Origin of the sequence: Clostridium sp. MF28 (genome assembly GCF_002969175.1) — a bacterium.
Lineage (GTDB): Bacteria > Bacillota > Clostridia > Clostridiales > Clostridiaceae > Clostridium > Clostridium beijerinckii.
Genome location: NZ_CP014331.1, coordinates 3,730,449 through 3,748,479, shown reverse-complemented (window position 1 = coordinate 3,748,479; position 18,031 = coordinate 3,730,449). Strand labels below are relative to the sequence as shown.

17 protein-coding genes are annotated in these 18,031 nt (G+C 25.8%); 3 read left to right on the top strand and 14 right to left on the bottom strand.

The window, feature by feature from the left end; translation table 11 throughout:
* Positions 1–882: 882 nt before the first annotated feature.
* The 10 genes from AXY43_RS16370 to AXY43_RS16325 all read right to left on the bottom strand — a co-directional run bounded on the left by AXY43_RS16370 (position 883) and on the right by AXY43_RS16325 (position 11,938).
* Complete coding sequence (locus AXY43_RS16370; RefSeq protein ID WP_105411821.1) at positions 883–2,292, bottom strand: RNA-guided endonuclease TnpB family protein; 1,410 nt, start codon at positions 2,290–2,292, stop codon at positions 883–885.
* Between the two features lie 209 nt (positions 2,293–2,501).
* On the bottom strand, positions 2,502–3,656 hold the full coding sequence (locus tag AXY43_RS16365) for a helix-turn-helix domain-containing protein (protein ID WP_105411820.1): 1,155 nt from the start codon (positions 3,654–3,656) through the stop codon (positions 2,502–2,504).
* Between the two features lie 51 nt (positions 3,657–3,707).
* Entirely contained in the window at positions 3,708–4,448 is a 741-nt protein-coding gene (locus AXY43_RS16360) for a DUF5986 family protein (protein WP_105411819.1), read from the bottom strand.
* 238 nt (positions 4,449–4,686) lie between these two features.
* Positions 4,687–5,499, bottom strand: a complete 813-nt coding sequence (locus AXY43_RS16355) for a hypothetical protein (protein ID WP_105411818.1) — start codon at positions 5,497–5,499, stop codon at positions 4,687–4,689.
* 114 nt (positions 5,500–5,613) lie between these two features.
* A complete protein-coding gene (gene ltrA, locus AXY43_RS16350) occupies positions 5,614–6,930 on the bottom strand; it encodes a group II intron reverse transcriptase/maturase (protein WP_105411817.1) in 1,317 nt (438 codons plus the stop codon).
* Between the two features lie 955 nt (positions 6,931–7,885).
* Positions 7,886–8,023 (bottom strand): hypothetical protein, encoded by a 138-nt coding sequence (locus tag AXY43_RS28015; protein WP_181246085.1) that lies wholly within the window; start codon positions 8,021–8,023, stop codon positions 7,886–7,888.
* Between the two features lie 170 nt (positions 8,024–8,193).
* Positions 8,194–8,544: a nucleotidyltransferase family protein gene (locus AXY43_RS16345; protein ID WP_105411816.1), complete on the bottom strand. Its 351-nt coding sequence runs from the start codon at positions 8,542–8,544 to the stop codon at positions 8,194–8,196.
* A gap of 1,896 nt (positions 8,545–10,440) precedes the next feature.
* Positions 10,441–10,629, bottom strand: a complete 189-nt coding sequence (locus AXY43_RS16335) for a hypothetical protein (protein ID WP_105411814.1) — start codon at positions 10,627–10,629, stop codon at positions 10,441–10,443.
* A gap of 654 nt (positions 10,630–11,283) precedes the next feature.
* Positions 11,284–11,472: a hypothetical protein gene (locus AXY43_RS16330; protein ID WP_105411813.1), complete on the bottom strand. Its 189-nt coding sequence runs from the start codon at positions 11,470–11,472 to the stop codon at positions 11,284–11,286.
* Positions 11,473–11,797: 325 nt separating this feature from the next.
* Positions 11,798–11,938 (bottom strand): helix-turn-helix domain-containing protein, encoded by a 141-nt coding sequence (locus AXY43_RS16325; protein WP_105411812.1) that lies wholly within the window; start codon positions 11,936–11,938, stop codon positions 11,798–11,800.
* Positions 11,939–12,388: 450 nt separating this feature from the next.
* On the opposite strand from AXY43_RS16325, the gene AXY43_RS16320 reads away from it, so the two are divergent.
* Positions 12,389–13,042: a hypothetical protein gene (locus AXY43_RS16320; protein WP_105411811.1), complete on the top strand. Its 654-nt coding sequence runs from the start codon at positions 12,389–12,391 to the stop codon at positions 13,040–13,042.
* A 1,069-nt stretch (positions 13,043–14,111) separates the two neighbouring features.
* On the opposite strand, the gene AXY43_RS16315 is transcribed toward AXY43_RS16320, so the two are convergent.
* Positions 14,112–14,522 carry a hypothetical protein gene (locus AXY43_RS16315; RefSeq protein WP_105411810.1) on the bottom strand — a complete coding sequence of 137 codons (411 nt, stop codon included), beginning with the start codon at positions 14,520–14,522 and terminating at the stop codon, positions 14,112–14,114.
* 254 nt (positions 14,523–14,776) lie between these two features.
* On the opposite strand from AXY43_RS16315, the gene AXY43_RS16310 reads away from it, so the two are divergent.
* Together AXY43_RS16310 and AXY43_RS16305 are read left to right on the top strand one after the other, a co-directional pair.
* Positions 14,777–15,124 (top strand): hypothetical protein, encoded by a 348-nt coding sequence (locus AXY43_RS16310; RefSeq protein WP_105411809.1) that lies wholly within the window; start codon positions 14,777–14,779, stop codon positions 15,122–15,124.
* A gap of 135 nt (positions 15,125–15,259) precedes the next feature.
* Positions 15,260–15,580: a hypothetical protein gene (locus AXY43_RS16305; RefSeq protein WP_105411808.1), complete on the top strand. Its 321-nt coding sequence runs from the start codon at positions 15,260–15,262 to the stop codon at positions 15,578–15,580.
* Positions 15,581–15,911: 331 nt separating this feature from the next.
* Here AXY43_RS16305 and AXY43_RS16300 read toward each other — a convergent pair whose 3' ends face one another.
* The 3 genes from AXY43_RS16300 to AXY43_RS16290 form a co-directional block, all read right to left on the bottom strand.
* Positions 15,912–16,376: a hypothetical protein gene (locus tag AXY43_RS16300; RefSeq protein ID WP_105411807.1), complete on the bottom strand. Its 465-nt coding sequence runs from the start codon at positions 16,374–16,376 to the stop codon at positions 15,912–15,914.
* 693 nt (positions 16,377–17,069) lie between these two features.
* Positions 17,070–17,423 carry a hypothetical protein gene (locus AXY43_RS16295; protein ID WP_105411806.1) on the bottom strand — a complete coding sequence of 118 codons (354 nt, stop codon included), beginning with the start codon at positions 17,421–17,423 and terminating at the stop codon, positions 17,070–17,072.
* Positions 17,424–17,614: 191 nt separating this feature from the next.
* A complete protein-coding gene (locus AXY43_RS16290; protein WP_341457885.1) occupies positions 17,615–17,974 on the bottom strand; it encodes a helix-turn-helix domain-containing protein in 360 nt (119 codons plus the stop codon).
* Between the last annotated feature and the right edge of the window lie 57 nt (positions 17,975–18,031).

Genomic DNA, 18,031 nt, shown 5'->3' with positions numbered 1-18,031 from the left:
GAAACAGTTCTCTTATCTTAACTGTTTACTACAAAGAGTGTATATCAAATTTATATGTTCAGATACTTTACAAGCATTTTACCAAAGAGCGTAAAGCACTCTAATATGTTTTTCTGTAATCTAGGCTATTTCAAATACTTATTTCTAACTGAATTATTCATTTACATTGTACTCTAAATAAACATAAATAATAGTATTTGATTATAATATACAAAACCAGTTCCAACTACATCAATACCTATAAATATTTCATACTCAAAAGATGTTATTAATACTTTTGAAATAAATGTAAAATCAAAAAGAACTCAATATATAATCTATATTAAGTTCTTTATTTCTATTAATTATACGATATTAATGTGTACTAGTTAATATCTAACATGTGATAGCATCTACAACAGTGGTAGCTAGGGTTTGTTAATTTACATTTCACTAGTTATTATATAACTTATCTAGTACATATTTTGCTATTTCCAGGTAACCGCATTTACATTCCACTAGTTATTATATAACTTTCTAAGCTCTGTTTTGCTATTTATGGGTACCCGAATTTACATTCCACTAGTTAATATATAACCCCGTTTTTATAAGCTTTAACCCTTTGATTTACTACGTTTTTAATCTTTAAAATTAAAACTTTTACTGCAAATATTTGGTAATACGGATCATCAAATTTTCAAATAACTACAAAATACTGTAAAATCAATACTTTAATGCTTATTCCATAAAAATTGGCTTTACTGCAATTATATTTTGCGTGAAATGTCTAGCCAGTAACACAACAGCTAGAGTTAACCTTTTCCGAGTAGCTTACCTTGGATTTATGTTAACACCACCAATACTCTCAGACCTAAGACGCTAAATCGCCTTGTCATATTAACTTTATATCTTATTTTTATAATATTCGCTTTCCTCTTTTTTAGTTATATATTTATCACTTTTAGCGATGTTTCTAGATGCATTGTAATCTGCATTAGTCTTACATCCACATTTTTTACATTGAAATTCTGATTGTACTTCTCTTTGTCCATCTTCATAATGTCCACATTCACTACAAGTTTGACTTGTTAAATACGGATCTACATACTTAACTTTAATTCCAATCCTTTCAGCTTTATATTCAATCATCTGTTGTAACTGATAATAACTCCAATTGCTCAATACTGATTTATTCTGAGTTTCTGATAAACTAAGAAATTCCATATTAATTTGTTCGGCTTTATTATCTGTTGCAAATTTAATAATGTTACTGCTTAAAAAATGATTATAAGTTTTAGCAAAATTTTTCTCTTTAGCTTCAAAACTATTTAAAGCACTAAGCTTTTTATTTTTGCCTTGTCCACCATTAGTTGATTTTAACGCCCTCTGCAATTTCCTTCTCCTGCTACGCATTTGTGTTCTAACCTTTAGGAAATCATCTATACTTCCTATTGCTTTTCTAACGTCTTCACTATCATTTAAAGCACAGTAAGCAGGTATTTTCATGCCTAGATCAACTCCAACTATTCTACCTATTACCTTCTCAAATTTGTTTGTGTTTGAGACTGGTATATCTAAAGTCAAATTAAGTATTAGTTTATTATCCTTAAATCCTATGCTACTATCACATAATTTATATTCTTCAAATATAACTTTATCTAAAGTTTTTTGAAGTTCTAAGCTATTTTGTTTTTTAACTCCAAGTACACATTTAAAAACAATTCCATTCATCCATTTTATATAATAATCCTCACCTTCTCTATACAATGTTAAAGATCTACCTCGAATATATAACGGATTATCTTTTTTATATCTTCTTAATGTTCTTTCACCTCTCAAAACACCTACAATATCATTATAAAAATCTTGTACTACTTTTTGAGTTAATTTATCTTTAGTATCACTTTTCAAATTAAAATTATTTGATATTAAATCCCTTAAATTTATTTGTTCTGATGTTGCTATAATTTCTTTAAAATTATTGGATACTTCCTTATTTTCAACTTTTCTTAAAGTTTCTAATTTCTTTTTTGTAGCTTCAATGGACTTTTTAATATTTTCCTTTTGCTTATCTGTTTTAGCCTCTTTAAGTTCTATGTATTTTCTTTCTAAATAGCATTCTCCTTCTTCAAGCTTAACTTTATATGTTTCATCTGCTAATTTAATTTTTTCTCTTGCTACATAATTAAAATACAAGTGATTAATAGCCATGTTTAAAGCCTTATTCTGCTCCTGTAATTCCTTACGAATAAAACTATATCCTTCTTCTCTATTCTCAGCTATAGTTAATTTAATCTTTCGAGCAGTTATCAATATCTCACCTCCTTTAATCCTTATAAACTCCACATACATATTAGAATCTAGCTAGTTGCGAAAGAAATAAAGTGTCCACAATATCCAAAGACTCTAAATATATCTTGTCCGCCTACTCAAATATCTCACATAAAAAAGCTTGTTCAATTCAAAACTCGCTTCCATTTGTAGATTATATAATTCTCTATAATTTAAAGAGAGATAATACACTATTCTCTCTTTAAATTTATTACTATACTACTTTCTTTATTTCTTCTACTTAAGCGACCTTTATCCAATCCTAATAAATTCTCAACTTCTTGTGAATTTATAGCCAATCCATAATTTTGTAATTGTTCTATAAATTCATTTTCATCTAATACATTATTTTCTATTAATATTTCTATAGATTTTCTTAATAGTGTTGGCTTTGCAACTTGTATTATATCATCTAATGGTTCTTTAGTTCTCCAACCTTTTTTAGATAATTGTTTCATTAAGTATTGATATTGATTATGAGTTATAGCTCCTAATCTAAAAGCCCTTATTATCATTGCTGAAATTGATACTCTCCATTTTTTCTTAAGTTCAATATAAAACTCAAGCTTATTAGGATACTGAATTAAATCATCCCAAAATGTTTCTCTTGGTAATAATAGTTCCGCAGCAAATTCATTTGCTTGATTCTCCATTAATTTGTATTCTTCTTTTGTCATTTCATTAATATCACCAATTTCACCATGCATAATTATGTGACCTAATTCATGGGCTCCACTAAACTGTCTTCTTACAGCTGCTTCTTTATCATCTCCAAGAACTACTATTGGATATGATACTCCATTAATAGTATTAATCTGTGTAAATGCATCTATTTTCTGCTCGTCTGTCTTAAAACAGCTTATTATTATTCCATTCTTCTCCATCACATTTATTATATTATTTATAGGTCTATTCCCTAAATCCCAACAACTTCTTACTTCATTAGCAATTAATTTAATGTCTCCATTACAACTAGATATATCAGGTATATTAATAGTCGGAAAATCTATATATTGCCCTATAAAATTATATATAATAGAAAGAATCTTAGTCTTATTTACTTGACATAATTGCTCTTTTTTACTTGTAGCCGCTAAAGCCCTAAAAAACATATTTCCATTATGTATACTCTTATCATCTTCCTGATAAAAATACTCTCTAGGAAAATTTAAAGCGTTTATGATTTTCAATAAAGTTTCTAAACTTGGTACAGACTTGTTATTCTCAAATTGTGAAATAGATTGTTTTGTTATTTCTGTATCATCGGCTAATTCCTTAATTGTTTTATTTCTATATAATCTTGCTGTCTTTAATCTTTCCCCATTAAACTCCCTGTTTTTTATCATAAAATACTCCTCCTAAGAGAAACTATTTACTCTATTTTCATATTTCTCTTTTCATTCTTCTTTATTTTTTTCATTCTTCTTTAGTTTTATATCAATATTGTTCAATCTTTCAGTTTCTTTTAATGGTAAATTAATATCCTCTTCTTCTACATTTAACAAATCTTCAATTGTTTTATTGTTTATAACAATATCATACTTAGGCTGAATATATTCATTCCATTTTTCTGTATGTATAATATTTAATGTTGGTGTTACAATTGATGCAGAAATAGAAAATAATTCATTTTTCCTCTCTGTGAACGTTACTAATATATGTGCTTCTATGTCATCATTAATATCTTTTAACATTTGCTCAATAGTCTTCTCTATTTTTTCAGATTTAATCTCACTAATGTCAGCAAAGAAACTACCTTGCTCTTGCGACTCTTCCCAAAATTTAATATTAAATTTTGTTATTGCTTCTAAATAATGAACTTTATCCTTTTTTAATTGTTTTTTTAAATCCTCAAATCTTTTATCTTTCATTAGAGTATATAAATATTTTGACTCTTTATCATAGATTAATATTAATTCCCAAACCCCTCTAGAACATACCGCAATATCAAATTTTGATTTAGGCAAAGCATCGCTACATTCAGTATTTATATAATCCCATTGAGTTCCAGTATAACCTATACGAGTAACTGTAGGATTCTCCATTTTATAATCACCAAATTTATCCAACCCATTTCGTACTGCTTCTGTAAAAAGCATTTTATCTTCTTCACTAAGATTAATGGTAATATTATCCATAATTTCTTCACCTCCACTATTTTATAATTATATTTTACTATTTATATTAATTTTGTCAAGTATAATTCCTATTATGTATATGCATAATCATGTTTTTTACTAAAATAAGACTAGAAATCATTTAAAACTTCTAGTCTCAGATATACTTAATATAAAATTTTTTAATAAAAATACCTATATGCAAAATAATCAATTATATTACAGATTATTTTTATTCTCTGTTTTTTTTCATTTTATTCTACTCTTCATATTCAATAGCTTCTCTTATTCCTTGAATCTTCTCAACTGTTAATCCTGTTATAGAACTTATCATTTCATTATCAAGTCCATTTTTTATTGAATTTTTAACTATTTCTATAACCTTTTTGCTTTCTCCTCTTTCCATTAATCTCTTACCTAATTCAGTCATACTAAGTTCCTCCTCTACTTTTTCTAAATCTCTACCCTCTAAAAACTTATTTGCAAATGCATATAAAATTGTTTCAATATCATACCTATATTCTGTCTCTACACTTCTTACTATTTTTATTGCATTTAATATTCTATCTACCCTATCTAATTTTCCACCCATTATAGGAGTGAAAGTTAATGTTATTAAGTCTTGTTTTTCTATCTTATCATTATTTTTTATTTTATTTACTATTTCATCAAATACTTTATCACCATCTTTATTAGCCATTGATATAGCTTTAACGTTGTAAGTATTTATTCCACTATTATAACAATTTAACGGATTCTTTATATTTCCTGAGTACACAACATAAGTTACTATATCCTTATTCATTTGAAGCTCAAATAATGATTCATACGCTTTGAATCTTCTTAGATCTGATATTCCTTTATCTGTGGTTTGGAACTCTATGTGTATATAGGTATCATCTTCCATCAAAAAAGTATAATCCATGAACATGTTCTTAGCTTCTAACACTATTATTTCAGTTGAACTTACTTCTTTAACTTTCTTTTCTATACCAAAAAACTTTAAACCCTCTTCTGCAAAAACATCCATAGCTCTTTTCATTATCATGTCTTCGTAATTTATGCTTTTCATATTCACGCTCCTTACCCCATTATACTTGAGTAAATATAGGCGTTACCGCCTATACTCCTCGACGGAACCGTATGTGCCCTACTAAGGCATACGGCTCTTCACATCATATTTAATTTATCTATAGAATAAGCTGACACTTATTTTCGGTTCTAACAACGGTAAAGTTCTTAATAGCCCATTGTAAAATGATTCTAAAGTGTAGCTACGCTTTTGACTTCTTCTGTTAGTCCATTTGAATAATAAATATCTTGTTGTATTGAGAAAGCTCTTCACACTTCGTGTGTTGTCGGTAACACCATAATATTGATAGTGTCCTCTAAGTTTCTGATTAATTTTCTTAATCAATTCACTTATAGGCATATTTCTATTCAGTTTAATCCATTGTTTCATTGCCTTCACTTTACTCCGATATTTCTTCCTAGAAGTCTTAACCTTGCATCTAAAGTATGATTTATTGCTATTTTCACTACAATAAAATGTAAAACCCAAGAAATCGAAAGTTTCAGGTTTCCCTAAACCTCTCTTCTCTCTATTTTCTTTGGCAAATTTTCCGAATTCCAAAATTTTAGTTTTCTCTAATGCTAACTCTAAACCAAACTTATTGAATCTTCCAATAAGTTCTTTATAAAACTTTTCAGCTTCCCATTTATGTTGAAAACAACAAACAAAATCATCACAATACCTTACTAAATATGTTTCTCCTCTATACTTACGTTTAACCATTACATCAAACCAATTATCTAGAACGTAATGCAAATATATATTAGCAAGTACTGGCGATGCTCCATTACCTTGAGGAGTTCCTTTTTCACTATCTATATATTTCCCATCTTCCATAATCCCAGCTTTAAGAAATTTATTAATTATTTCAATAAATCTTTTATCTGCTATATCATGTTCTAAGAATTTAACCATCCATTCATGATTTACATTATCGAAGAAACCTTTTATATCAGCTTCGACAATATAGCATACTTTATTATGATATTGTACATTTTCCACTAACTGTCTAACTGCTTGATGGCAGTTCCTATTCGGTCTAAATCCAAATGAGTCTTCATAAAATTTTGGTTCATAAATCATAGTTAAAATTTGAGCTATTATATTTTCTATTAGTTTATCTTCATAGCAAGATATGCCAAGCGGTCTCATCTTGTTGCTTCCATCTTTAGGAATGTAGGTTCTTCTTATAGCATTTGGTTTGTAACTTCCATTCTTCATTCGCTCAACCAAGTTGGTAACATTCTCTTCTAACTTTTTCGAGTAATCTTCTTTACTTATATTATCAATTCCTCTAGCTTTCTTTTTGTCCATTTGTTGATGGCTTGCTATAAGAGTTTCTTTGTTAATATACGAAGCAAGGTTTTGTACTTTACCATCTAATCTAGCCTTTTCTATATTAAATTGTATTCCAAGTAACTCATTAATCATATTGTTTCAGCTCTCCTGTCTGTAAAATTCTAAGTATACTTGAAGCTATGTTGTGCTAACCCCTTCCCTCCGCCTGCTTTCGCAGGTTTCTGCGGTACTATGAGTTAGTCGGACTTCCTATAATACATTTGCTCATCTTGCTTGTTTCCTTACTTGATTTTGCATACTGCTTTACAGATATTATAGGATCTCAGCTGTTCTAATAACATATTTATCATCAAACTCGCCAAGTTCTATGACCTCGGAAGAGCCATATAAATCTCACCATATCGATTTATATGATATTGTCTGCTGTCAATATAAGAACATCGACCTCTTCATTTGTATAATAATTTCGCGGCTCAATCACTTCACTTTCGTTTCGGCTCGTTTGCTCTCCGTCCTACGCTTAAACCTAATGTTACCACTTCGGCTCCAAGGACTAGCTACAAGTTACTGGTTAAGTATTACTTGGTAGGGTTTCCCTACTATATTTTATTAGCTTACTAATGCGGATAGATTTTATCTATCCGCAAGAGGAAGAGTCACGCATTTTGCGTGCTGCTTCACAGCTCGCACTATATTTTTATTATAGCCTAATGGTATGTGTATTTAAACTTATATTCTTTTATTACAATGAAAAACCTTAAAACATATAGTATAATTGATTTAATCTATATTTTGACTTTATAATATACGTATCTATCTAATTTGATTATATATTGAAAAATAACACAACCATAACACAACACAGTTAAATTTTCTTATAATACTTCATAACCAAATAAAACGAAGAGTACTTAAACCCAAGTAAAATAAATCCTTAAAAGAGGCTATAAAATACACTAAAATTAAGTTCCACGAACTCCTGGTACATCAGAATTTTAAAAAGATCAATTGTAAATTTGAACACATCTTACAATTGATCTTTTTAATTTTAAATTCTAAATAATATTCCTTAAAATTTTATTATTTTCTAAAATCTAAATTCACTAGGATAATATTGCACTACAAATGGTATTTGAGTTTCATCAATTCTATTGTTTTCTACTAAATATCTAATATGAATCTCTTCATATCTTTCACCCTTACTGAACCAAAAATAATTTTTCATACACATTGCTCTTGTTCTTCTGCATAATTCCCAAAAATCATAATCTATTAATCTATAACTTTTAATATTTCATCTATATTGGATATTCCCTTCTTAGATTATGCTAGTGCCTCCTAAAATTTCATGACTTATTCCATTCAAAAATACAATTTAATCGTTCTTTCTCTACTTTAAAACGCTATGCCTTCTCTTTCTATATTCTTAATCAAAAGTGATATATTCTTATGTTTATTATAGTAGCTAATGCTCATATCATATATATTTATCATAATGCCATATTTTAATTGAAATTCTACAGATATTTCTGATATCAAATCATCTATGTTTTTTAAATTTGTTTCATTATATAATAAAAAAATATCAATATCCGAATCATTATTGTAATCCCCTCTTGCGTAAGATCCAAATAATTTCAGTTGCTTAATACTATCTTTTAATATAAAAAAAACATCTTTCTTAACTTCTTCAAGTAAACTTAATAGTTCACAGTCACCTATACAAGTTTTTACAATACAATTCATAACTCTCCTCAATCTTTATAATAACTTTCTATTAATTATAATGGTTTTATTGCAACTCTTAAATTGTCAGTATTAATGATGCTATAGCTTGCTCAATTGACTTTAATTGTCCACAATGCGACTTAAAACTGACTTACATTCATCTATCATTTCTCATGTTTTCTTATTATCTTGTTCCAATTCAGAATCTTAAATATCTGCATATCCACATAACCCATGTTCATAAAATGGAGCCACTCTTGCTGTCTCTTCATGTTCACCTATAACTCAAAAATTCCTTAAATGCTTATCAATATTATTTATATTAAAGACGATTTATTGTAAAATATTATTGAAAGAGAGTTGATTATATATGGAATATGGACTAATAATAATTGGGCTTTTTATAATACTAACGTCATATAGAGAAGCAAAATCTGACAATTCTATTTTAAGCCAAGACTCATTGAGGACTTTTTCAAGAACAATAATTTGTGGGTATATTGTTGGAGTATTATCTATACTGTCAGGAACAATATTTATATATATAAGTTGATTTTGATATAATTTAATTTTTTTAAATTTTCTAAAGTTTTTTCTAAAATAATTGAATGTTTTTTTATTTCTTAGCAAAAATTTTATCATTATTCAATAAGACTCAATTTTTTTCAATGTTTTTTAAAATCCAAAAATAATTTTAAAATCTTTTTATATTTTTTAAATTTTTCTAAAACTTTTCTTATATACTTAAAAATTATTTTAATTTTTTAATATTTAATAAATTATTCTTACACCAACTATAAAAATTCTGTCTATATACATGTCATTTTCTAATTAAGCCACAATAATAAATTTAATGCTAACTATTAGAATGTACTTAAAAGTTAAGGTTAAGGAAAAATTAGAACCTTTGATAAAATATATCCAGTATATATGCAGCAGATACTTGCAAGTTTCCTTTTTATATGGGTGATAATGGATAAAACATCTTATATAATGTAATTACAGTATATAAGATAGCACAACATGCCGAAACTCCACCCACAAAAACCTCTTTTACTAAAAAATGCCCATCCATTTTCGATTTTGACGAGCAATTTGCGATTTTGACGAGCAATTTTTGATTTTGTGAGTTAAAGTGCCAGTTATCGGACGAATTTGCCGAGCGAGCGTATCAAGTTACCGGAGCGAGCGGAAGAGTCTTCCCTACAAGAAGAGCGTTTTTTGAAACGCTTTTTGACCTAAAAACTGGACTTTTTGAGGATAATTTTAACCTTTTCTATCTATAAAGTAACCATGATCTATTGATATATACTCCATATGTATAAATACATAAACAAGAATGGTATTTTGCTACTACTTTGATATATATAAAGGGTTTTATCTCATTTTATTCCCTATATACTCCTATTACATATTTGCCTTATATATTATTTGCTTTTATTGATATGTATTCATTGCCCAGTATTACTCTCCCCCTATATAACTTCTCCATAAGTAGAATGTATAGTTATGGTACTGCTCCTGCAGTATAAATTACAGGATTATTGGGTGTGAGGGGTTATGGGATATGTTCCTTGGACATTTATATATTCTTATGTAACGATTTAGTAATACATAAGAAAGCGTTTCAGAAATTGCTTTTGCCATTTATGTATTCTTATGTAGCGATTCAAAAATATATAAGAAAACATTTCAGAAATCGCTTTTGCCATTTATGCATTCTTATGTAGCGATTCAAAAATATATAAGAAAGCGTTTCAGAAATCGCTTTTTCTTCTTTATAGTATATAAAAAAGGGGCACCAGTATTATCTTCTCACACTGTAACTAAAAATTCATCAGATTTAATGAACACAATTACGTCATAACAACTTTAAGTTATTTTTTCTGTAATATAAATTACCAAGTCTATACATTATCTAGACATAATTAAACCTATAGCATAACTCAAAAAACAAGCATTAATGATTAATAAAATTATCATTATTACCAATAAAATAAACATATAACAAAATTCTATACTCATTTCGAATATTGAGTTATTAATATGTATTTTTCTTGTCTTCTCTAAAAATTTCATTGTCTTCTCTACATAAACTTTCATTAATAAAAAAACCTCCTATATAATCAATTTACATCATTTGGTTTCCTTTCTAAATTTCTTGTTCTTGTAATTTGTTAAAATAATTCTGTTATAAAAATAAAGAGCACTCCATCTGGAGTGTTTGCATTGTATAATTTTTTATCAAAAAATGCCAATCAATTTATTTTAAATAATCTATAAGTCTTTATATATTATTGGTACCTATCTTAAACTGTTATATAATTCTTTATTTAAAAGGATGGTATTTATCCTCATGATATGGCATTATAAACACAAAATAAAATTGCTTCTTTTAAAAAATTAGAATTTAACAAAGGACTAACTTAAACATACAATGTGTTTAAATTTGCTATTCTTCTATTTTAATTATTTTTTTAAATATTACACCCTTCTTAAAATTACAACCTCCAATAATATTGTATATAAATTTATCACATTCAACTCAAGACCAACAAAACGCTCATTGAAACTAGTTATCACTGTTGTAGTTTTGAATATTTTTTCTACTGATATTGCAATTATTATAAAAAATACTAATACATATCCACTCTACATCTTATGTATCATACCCTTTAAAGATTTTTATATAGAATTGTACTTAATATAATCACTCATTATCAAATTTATATAATTTTTTAAATTAAACGCAAACTATTATTTATATACATACAATCCAATATAATAACCCAATAAACCTGCATTAATTAATAGTAATAGCATTGTTACTGCTGCTAAGACAAATGCATAAGAAAATTCTATTTCAATTTCAAATTTTGAAATATCAATATGTATTACCTTTGTTTTTTCTAAAAAGTTCTTTGTTCTATCTATTTTAATTTTCATTAGGTTAGAATCCCTCCTATATACTTTAAATCAAATAATTTTTCGGTATTAATTATATCAAATTTCTACCTATTTTCATTTCCATAATTATATTTTTGTGTATAATATTAACACCCACATACACAAAAATAACATTTAGGTATAATTTATGTGAATTATACCTAAATGTTATCTATATAAATTATAACTCAATATTTTCATTTCATTTATATACATAAATGTTATATAAATAAGCGAAAAATTTATGTAAATGTATTTTCTAAAGCAAATAAGAACATATTTCTATGCTCTTATTTACAGTATTTCATTTTCTCTTCTAAAGATATTATCTATAATCTGTATTATTTATATCATCATTTTCTATATTGCTAATCATACCACGTGATATTCCAATTTTATTTGCAGGTCCATCTTGTGTTAACCCTCTAAATTTACGAGTAGTTTTTAATCTTTCGCCTAAAGTCAATTTTAAACACCACCTTTACCAATATATTATCATAGCAATTTTGTATTTTAAACACTAAATTGTCGTATCAGCACATATATACGTATTGACAATACACTTAGTTAAGGTTATTATGTTCTTAAAATCTAAATACAAGTATTCAAATGACAAAAGGATATTATTTTATGAGTGATACGGTTTTAAATGAAATTATGTTAAATACAAAGCAACTTTCTCTAGAATGCCAAGAAAGGAATCTAGATATTTTGTAAGAAATGGTATTTACCAAAAAATGCTTACTTAAAAAAAGAACACCTCCAATCAATGATCAATTAAATCATGAAAGTACAGATTAATTCTATATAAATGCTAGAATATAGATGCAATATATTACCTGTATATTAAATCAAATTTGTAATACATGTATTATGTTTACTTTGAAGACATATACCACTAGAAAGGATATTGTTTATGAATACAAAAAATTTATTTAAATTATATTATATTGCTTGGCACCAAAGAAATAAAACTAGAAAATATACTAAATTTGGCTGCTTAGAAAATAATTTGGAGCAATACGAAAATATCTTGTTAAAAAGTGATATAGATAAATATATATCTAATTATAAACATTCATCCTACTTAGATATTTGGGAAAAAGCATGCACTCAAAAAAAGGATTACTTCCTTAACATATTTCATCAGAATATGATCTCTATCGCAGAGTATACTTCTAATCTATTATTTTATTTATCTTCCGAAAACATAGATGATTTTTTTAAATACAAAGGAGCCGATTTTATTTTTACTAGCGACACCTTGGAGCCAAGTCCAATAAAAACTCATAAAAATTTATTGCTGATTTGTAAAAAGTTAGACTTACAATTATATAAGACTATACTAAAATATATAAAGAAAAATATTGAATTAGCGAAATTGAATGCTCCTATAATAAAAAGTTTATGGGATACTTTAAATGTAGATTCTAATGGAAAAGTGTATTTAAATGATGACTGTTATGTACAGTTAAAACGTTTTTCAAATAATCCACAAATTTCAGATGAAATAAACGACTTTTTCAATACTCTAATTTATCTTGAAATACATAATAACAACAAGAAATAATATTCAGAATTAATTTATTATGTGTAAATCTTGCTTTATTAGATACCCAAGAAATAGTTCTACTTATTCAAAATGCAACTACTCTTAAAAATAATCTATTTACTACTACAACATATAAATTAACATTAATACTACTGAAAATGAATGTAACATCTAATGAAAAATTTCCTTTATACTTTTAAAGTAAACAACCCTAGAGAGTCGATATTACTGAAAAATTATTAATACTACTAAAATCATAACCTATAACTATCATGATTCCATGGTAATTTTTAAGTAAAATATACTTTCCTATGCTTTTAGGAGACTTAGGTGTGTTTTATATATAGATAAAACTAATATAATTATAATATTACTGCTATTTACTACATAAACATAATATGTTATTACAAAACTCCCCTTATCCCACTAAATAATATATTTCAACTTATTTTAATATGCTATCTAGCAAAAGAGCACTAACTTCTATTATGTTCTTTTCATATATATATGTATAATAAATCACTACAAAAATTTTCTTACTTTAAAAAATTATATACAGCATAATATTTTATAACTTGTAAGTATAATTATTTTAAGATTTTCTCTAAACTAAGAAATATCAAAAGTATTTATTTTAATTCTAAATCTAAATTTCCTTTATACTTTTAAAGGATCCCTATTCTTTTTTATCTCGTCATATTGATATCTACTTAAAATTAAAAGCAAACTACTATTTATATACATACCTTTTTAGCATAAAATTCTCCTTCTTAAATCTAATTAATACTATAACTTATTTTAAATCTAAAATTTAAATATTTCTTTTCTTAATATTTATGTAAGTTGGTAAATAATTTACATGAATTATACCTAAATATTACCCTATATAAATTATAAATTAGTATTTCTATACCTACAATTTACATAAAAATACCTAAATTCATTTAAATATATTTTTTAACGTAGATTAAGAACATATTTCTATGCTCTTATTTACATTATTACATTTTTACTGTAAATATATTATGGACAATTTATATTATCTATAAGTATCCTATTACTACTAAAACCATCATATTAATGTCTATCATGATAACATATCTCTGTTTAATTGAAAATCATGAATATCCTCATTGAACCAGAAACTACCAAACTCATTAAAATATTTTTCTTCGATATACAAAAGTATTGTTAATTTCCATTCAATGCTCTCCCATCTCTTATTCACAACTAAAAGCATTTCTTCTAAATATTTCCTAGACCCTTCTGCTCTAAATTTATTCTTACAATAAATACATTCTTCATTATTATGACTATCTAGATCATTTTTTAAGAAATTATCTTCACTTTTTATAAGTTGTTTTAGGTAAGGTTCAAAAGATCCGTATTCATCACGCTCATCTATTGCCAATTGCCTTGTAGTAGCCAATCCTAAAAAGAAACAATGTTGCCCGTCCACAATTAGTCTATATTTGCATTTTTCACATTTTTTATTCATAAATTTCACACTCCTATCTATAATATAGCTTGAAAATTATAAATTTCACTTTTTCGCTCTCTAAATTTCATTTTTTTCTTCCATATATATTTTCTCGTTCAATAGAATGTTCTTTTGTAAAATTTATTTTTTTAACAAATCCAAAAAATACAATAAAAAATATTTTTAAAAACATATGCACTTGGAATTTATTTACTTGGAATTCACGAAAAAATACTACATAATCAAATATCTTTAATTTTGGAGGAAAACATATGAGAATAGATGATATTAAAAATCTAAACTATAATGGATTTAAAAAGAATAGAAAGAAAATAGAAAAGTATATAAATAATTATTTAAAAAATACAGAAATAACTTATTATGAAGAAATCGCTGAAAAAATAAATTTCATATTATGGGGATCCAATGATATAGGGCTATTAAAAAATCAAAATAAATATATATTTGATGCCTTCTATCAAACTTTTTATGTAAATAAAAATGAACCTGGTTTTATAATAGAATTAGTAGACGGTACTGTTGAATTTGAAGATGATGATAGCGAAAAATTTACAAATCTAAAAATCAAAATAAAGAAACTACACTATCCTAAATTTTAATCTAGTATTATCATTCGCTATACTAATATTAAAGTAAAAAATATTTTATAAAATACAACCATTTGGAATTTTTTTACTTGGAATTTGTAAAAAAATAATATATATTCTAGTATCTTTAATTTTAGGAGGAAAAACATGAATATAAATAATATAATAGGATTGAGTTATACTCAATTCAAAGAAGAATTAAAATCAATAGAATTTTGTTTAAATCATAATTTTCAAAATAGAACTATCACCTACGATAACCTTTTTTGGGAATTAAATTATATAATTTATGGACTCGATATACATTGTGATGATTACAAAAAAATTTTATTCGCTGAAGGGAAATTAATCTTTAATGACTTTCAAACTTTTTATTATAGAAAAAATAAACCTTGCTTTGTTATAATAATTGAAGGTATTACGCAAAAAGAAAGTATAAGCAATATAAACATTAGACTTTTAAAATAAGAATTTATAATCAGCATTGTTGCAATTATGTAATAATGCTGATTTATTCTTCTATAATAGACAAGTATGCTGATGACTTATAAATCACATATTAGCTCCAATTCAATAGTAGAAGGTATACTAAAAAACATCATATGCATACCCACATAATGTTTTAGCATACCTTTCTTTAATACAACTCTAATCCAAATATGTAGATTTATTATTTTAAAATATTAATAATATTTTATTGTACATATTTAAAGTACTTAAATATCGTGAGCATTTTTTATTTGGAGAGATTTTAGCATGCTCAATTTTTCTATGTAGATGATTTTTTCCCTTTCTCCAATTAAGATAGGAATAATTTTCTATAATTTTGAATATAGTCATAAATTCCTTCAAATGCTTTAAAATACTTTAATTTTTTTGCTATATTTAGCATTTCTTCTGAATAAACAGATTCTATTTCTATACCATCATAGCCATGGATTAAAGCTATGTTTTCTAAAAATTTGATTAATGAGGTACAGTAACCATTATTTCTGTATTTAACATCTATCTCTATTTCTCGTAGTTTTAAAAGATCTACATTGTTCCCATTATTATTAGATTGTATCCAACATAATGATATTTGCATATATATACAGTCTTCTATAATAAATACAACTGAATTATATGCATATTGGGGAACAGTGCATTTAGCCTTAAACACTTCTTTTAAAAATAATTTTATTTTTACTACCATATCATCAACGTCTTTAATTTTTGTTTGAAATCTATTTATTTGTTCTTGATATGTATGCTTTTTTAACACAAAAAATCTCCTTCTTATACATAATTGATACTATAACTTATTTTAAAATTAATATTTAAATATTTCTTTTTTAGTGTTTATGTAAGTTGCTAAATAATTTACATGAATTATATCTAAGTGTTACGTATATAAATTATAAATTAATATTTTCGTTTTATTCATATACCTATAATTTACATAAATAATCATGAAATTTACCTAAATGTATTTTTTATTTTAACAGTTATTTAAAATTATAAATAAGAACATATTTCTATGCTCTAATTCTTTAGAAATCCCTATATTATTTTAATATTTCCTCGTACTGTATTTACATAATATTTCTTTCACTAGAATTTCCTATTCCCATACTTATAGTCCGTATTGTAAATATTAAAACAAAAAATATTTTCTAAAATATAATCATTCGGAAGTTATTTACTTGGAATCTAAAAAAATAACATATAATCTAATATCTTTAATTTTGGAGGAAAAATTGGAATTCCTTCTCCGGAATTCCATTATTTCATTCTTTTCAAAAATTTTGAACTGCTCACCTAATTTACACTTCATATTAATACAAAATATAAAATTAGTTATCTATATTGGTCTTACTTAAAAATGGCCACTATTTTTCAAGTCTTTTTACATATTTTTTTACGCTGCTATACTCTATCATATCATTTGATTAACATAACTTACCTTTTACTGCAACTATATATATTCTATCTCATCGAGTAACGCAATCATTATGTTACAAGTATATTCCTCTAATTTTTTCTCTATTTCGTCAGCCAATTCTCTCTCATTTTTGGGATACAATATAATTACTTTAGCACCTCTAAAATATTTCGCATAATTTTTTAAAAATTCCAATGTTCTCTTATCTATAACTGTTGTAACAAATCCTAATTCATTCATCCACTTTGCGTCCTCTTTTTTATGAACTACATATATATTCTCTCCCTCTTCTAATCCTTTTAATATAATTAATGAATTATAGATGCCATTAATTAGTTTAAACCTCATTCTGTCATTATAAAATCTTAATAATCTCTTTTTGTTCATTACTTCTTTCTCCTTGCTATATTTTAATTGTATAACATATAATAACTTGATTTTTAAGATTTACTGCATAATGACTCTAAATATTTTTTTGTGAATTTACATGAAATAAAAAATAATGATAACAACTCCTTAAATCTCAAGTCATATATACCCACATATTAAGATTAGTCCAAATAATAAAAGAGAGGATTTTACTCACTCTCCTTTTGATTAAAATGATTTCTATATGTTTTTATTACATCAAGGATATATAGTTGTTCTTCCTCTGATAGTTCTTTAGAAATTGAATATATTTCAGATAAAACCTTAGAACTTCTAATCGCTTCCGAATTATTCATTTCCCCAATCCCATTGATTAGCCACTCTTGACTGATTTCTAAAGCATTACATAAAGCATTAATAATTAAAGGTTGAGGTGTTTCAGTCTTATCATGTTCTAAATTTGTAACCACACCTCTGGATGTGCCAATTTTTTCTGCAAGTTTATCTTGAGTTAGTCCTTTAAATTTACGAGCAGTTTTTAATCTTTCGCCTAAAGTCAATTTAAACACCACCTTTTACCAGTATATTATCATAGTAACTTTGTACTGTAAAGACAAAAATGTTTT

Coding starts and splice junctions, on each gene's coding strand:
- AXY43_RS16315 (WP_105411810.1), bottom strand. CDS start 14,522: ATGAATAAAAAATGTGAAAAATGCAAATATAGACTAATTGTGGACGGG.
- AXY43_RS16360 (WP_105411819.1), bottom strand. CDS start 4,448: ATGGATAATATTACCATTAATCTTAGTGAAGAAGATAAAATGCTTTTT.
- ltrA (WP_105411817.1), bottom strand. CDS start 6,930: ATGATTAATGAGTTACTTGGAATACAATTTAATATAGAAAAGGCTAGA.
- AXY43_RS16295 (WP_105411806.1), bottom strand. CDS start 17,423: ATGAACAAAAAGAGATTATTAAGATTTTATAATGACAGAATGAGGTTT.
- AXY43_RS16335 (WP_105411814.1), bottom strand. CDS start 10,629: ATGAAAGTTTATGTAGAGAAGACAATGAAATTTTTAGAGAAGACAAGA.
- AXY43_RS16305 (WP_105411808.1), top strand. CDS start 15,260: ATGAATATAAATAATATAATAGGATTGAGTTATACTCAATTCAAAGAA.
- AXY43_RS28015 (WP_181246085.1), bottom strand. CDS start 8,023: ATGAAAAATTATTTTTGGTTCAGTAAGGGTGAAAGATATGAAGAGATT.
- AXY43_RS16320 (WP_105411811.1), top strand. CDS start 12,389: ATGAATACAAAAAATTTATTTAAATTATATTATATTGCTTGGCACCAA.
- AXY43_RS16310 (WP_105411809.1), top strand. CDS start 14,777: ATGAGAATAGATGATATTAAAAATCTAAACTATAATGGATTTAAAAAG.
- AXY43_RS16345 (WP_105411816.1), bottom strand. CDS start 8,544: ATGAATTGTATTGTAAAAACTTGTATAGGTGACTGTGAACTATTAAGT.
- AXY43_RS16365 (WP_105411820.1), bottom strand. CDS start 3,656: ATGATAAAAAACAGGGAGTTTAATGGGGAAAGATTAAAGACAGCAAGA.
- AXY43_RS16355 (WP_105411818.1), bottom strand. CDS start 5,499: ATGAAAAGCATAAATTACGAAGACATGATAATGAAAAGAGCTATGGAT.
- AXY43_RS16330 (WP_105411813.1), bottom strand. CDS start 11,472: ATGAAAATTAAAATAGATAGAACAAAGAACTTTTTAGAAAAAACAAAG.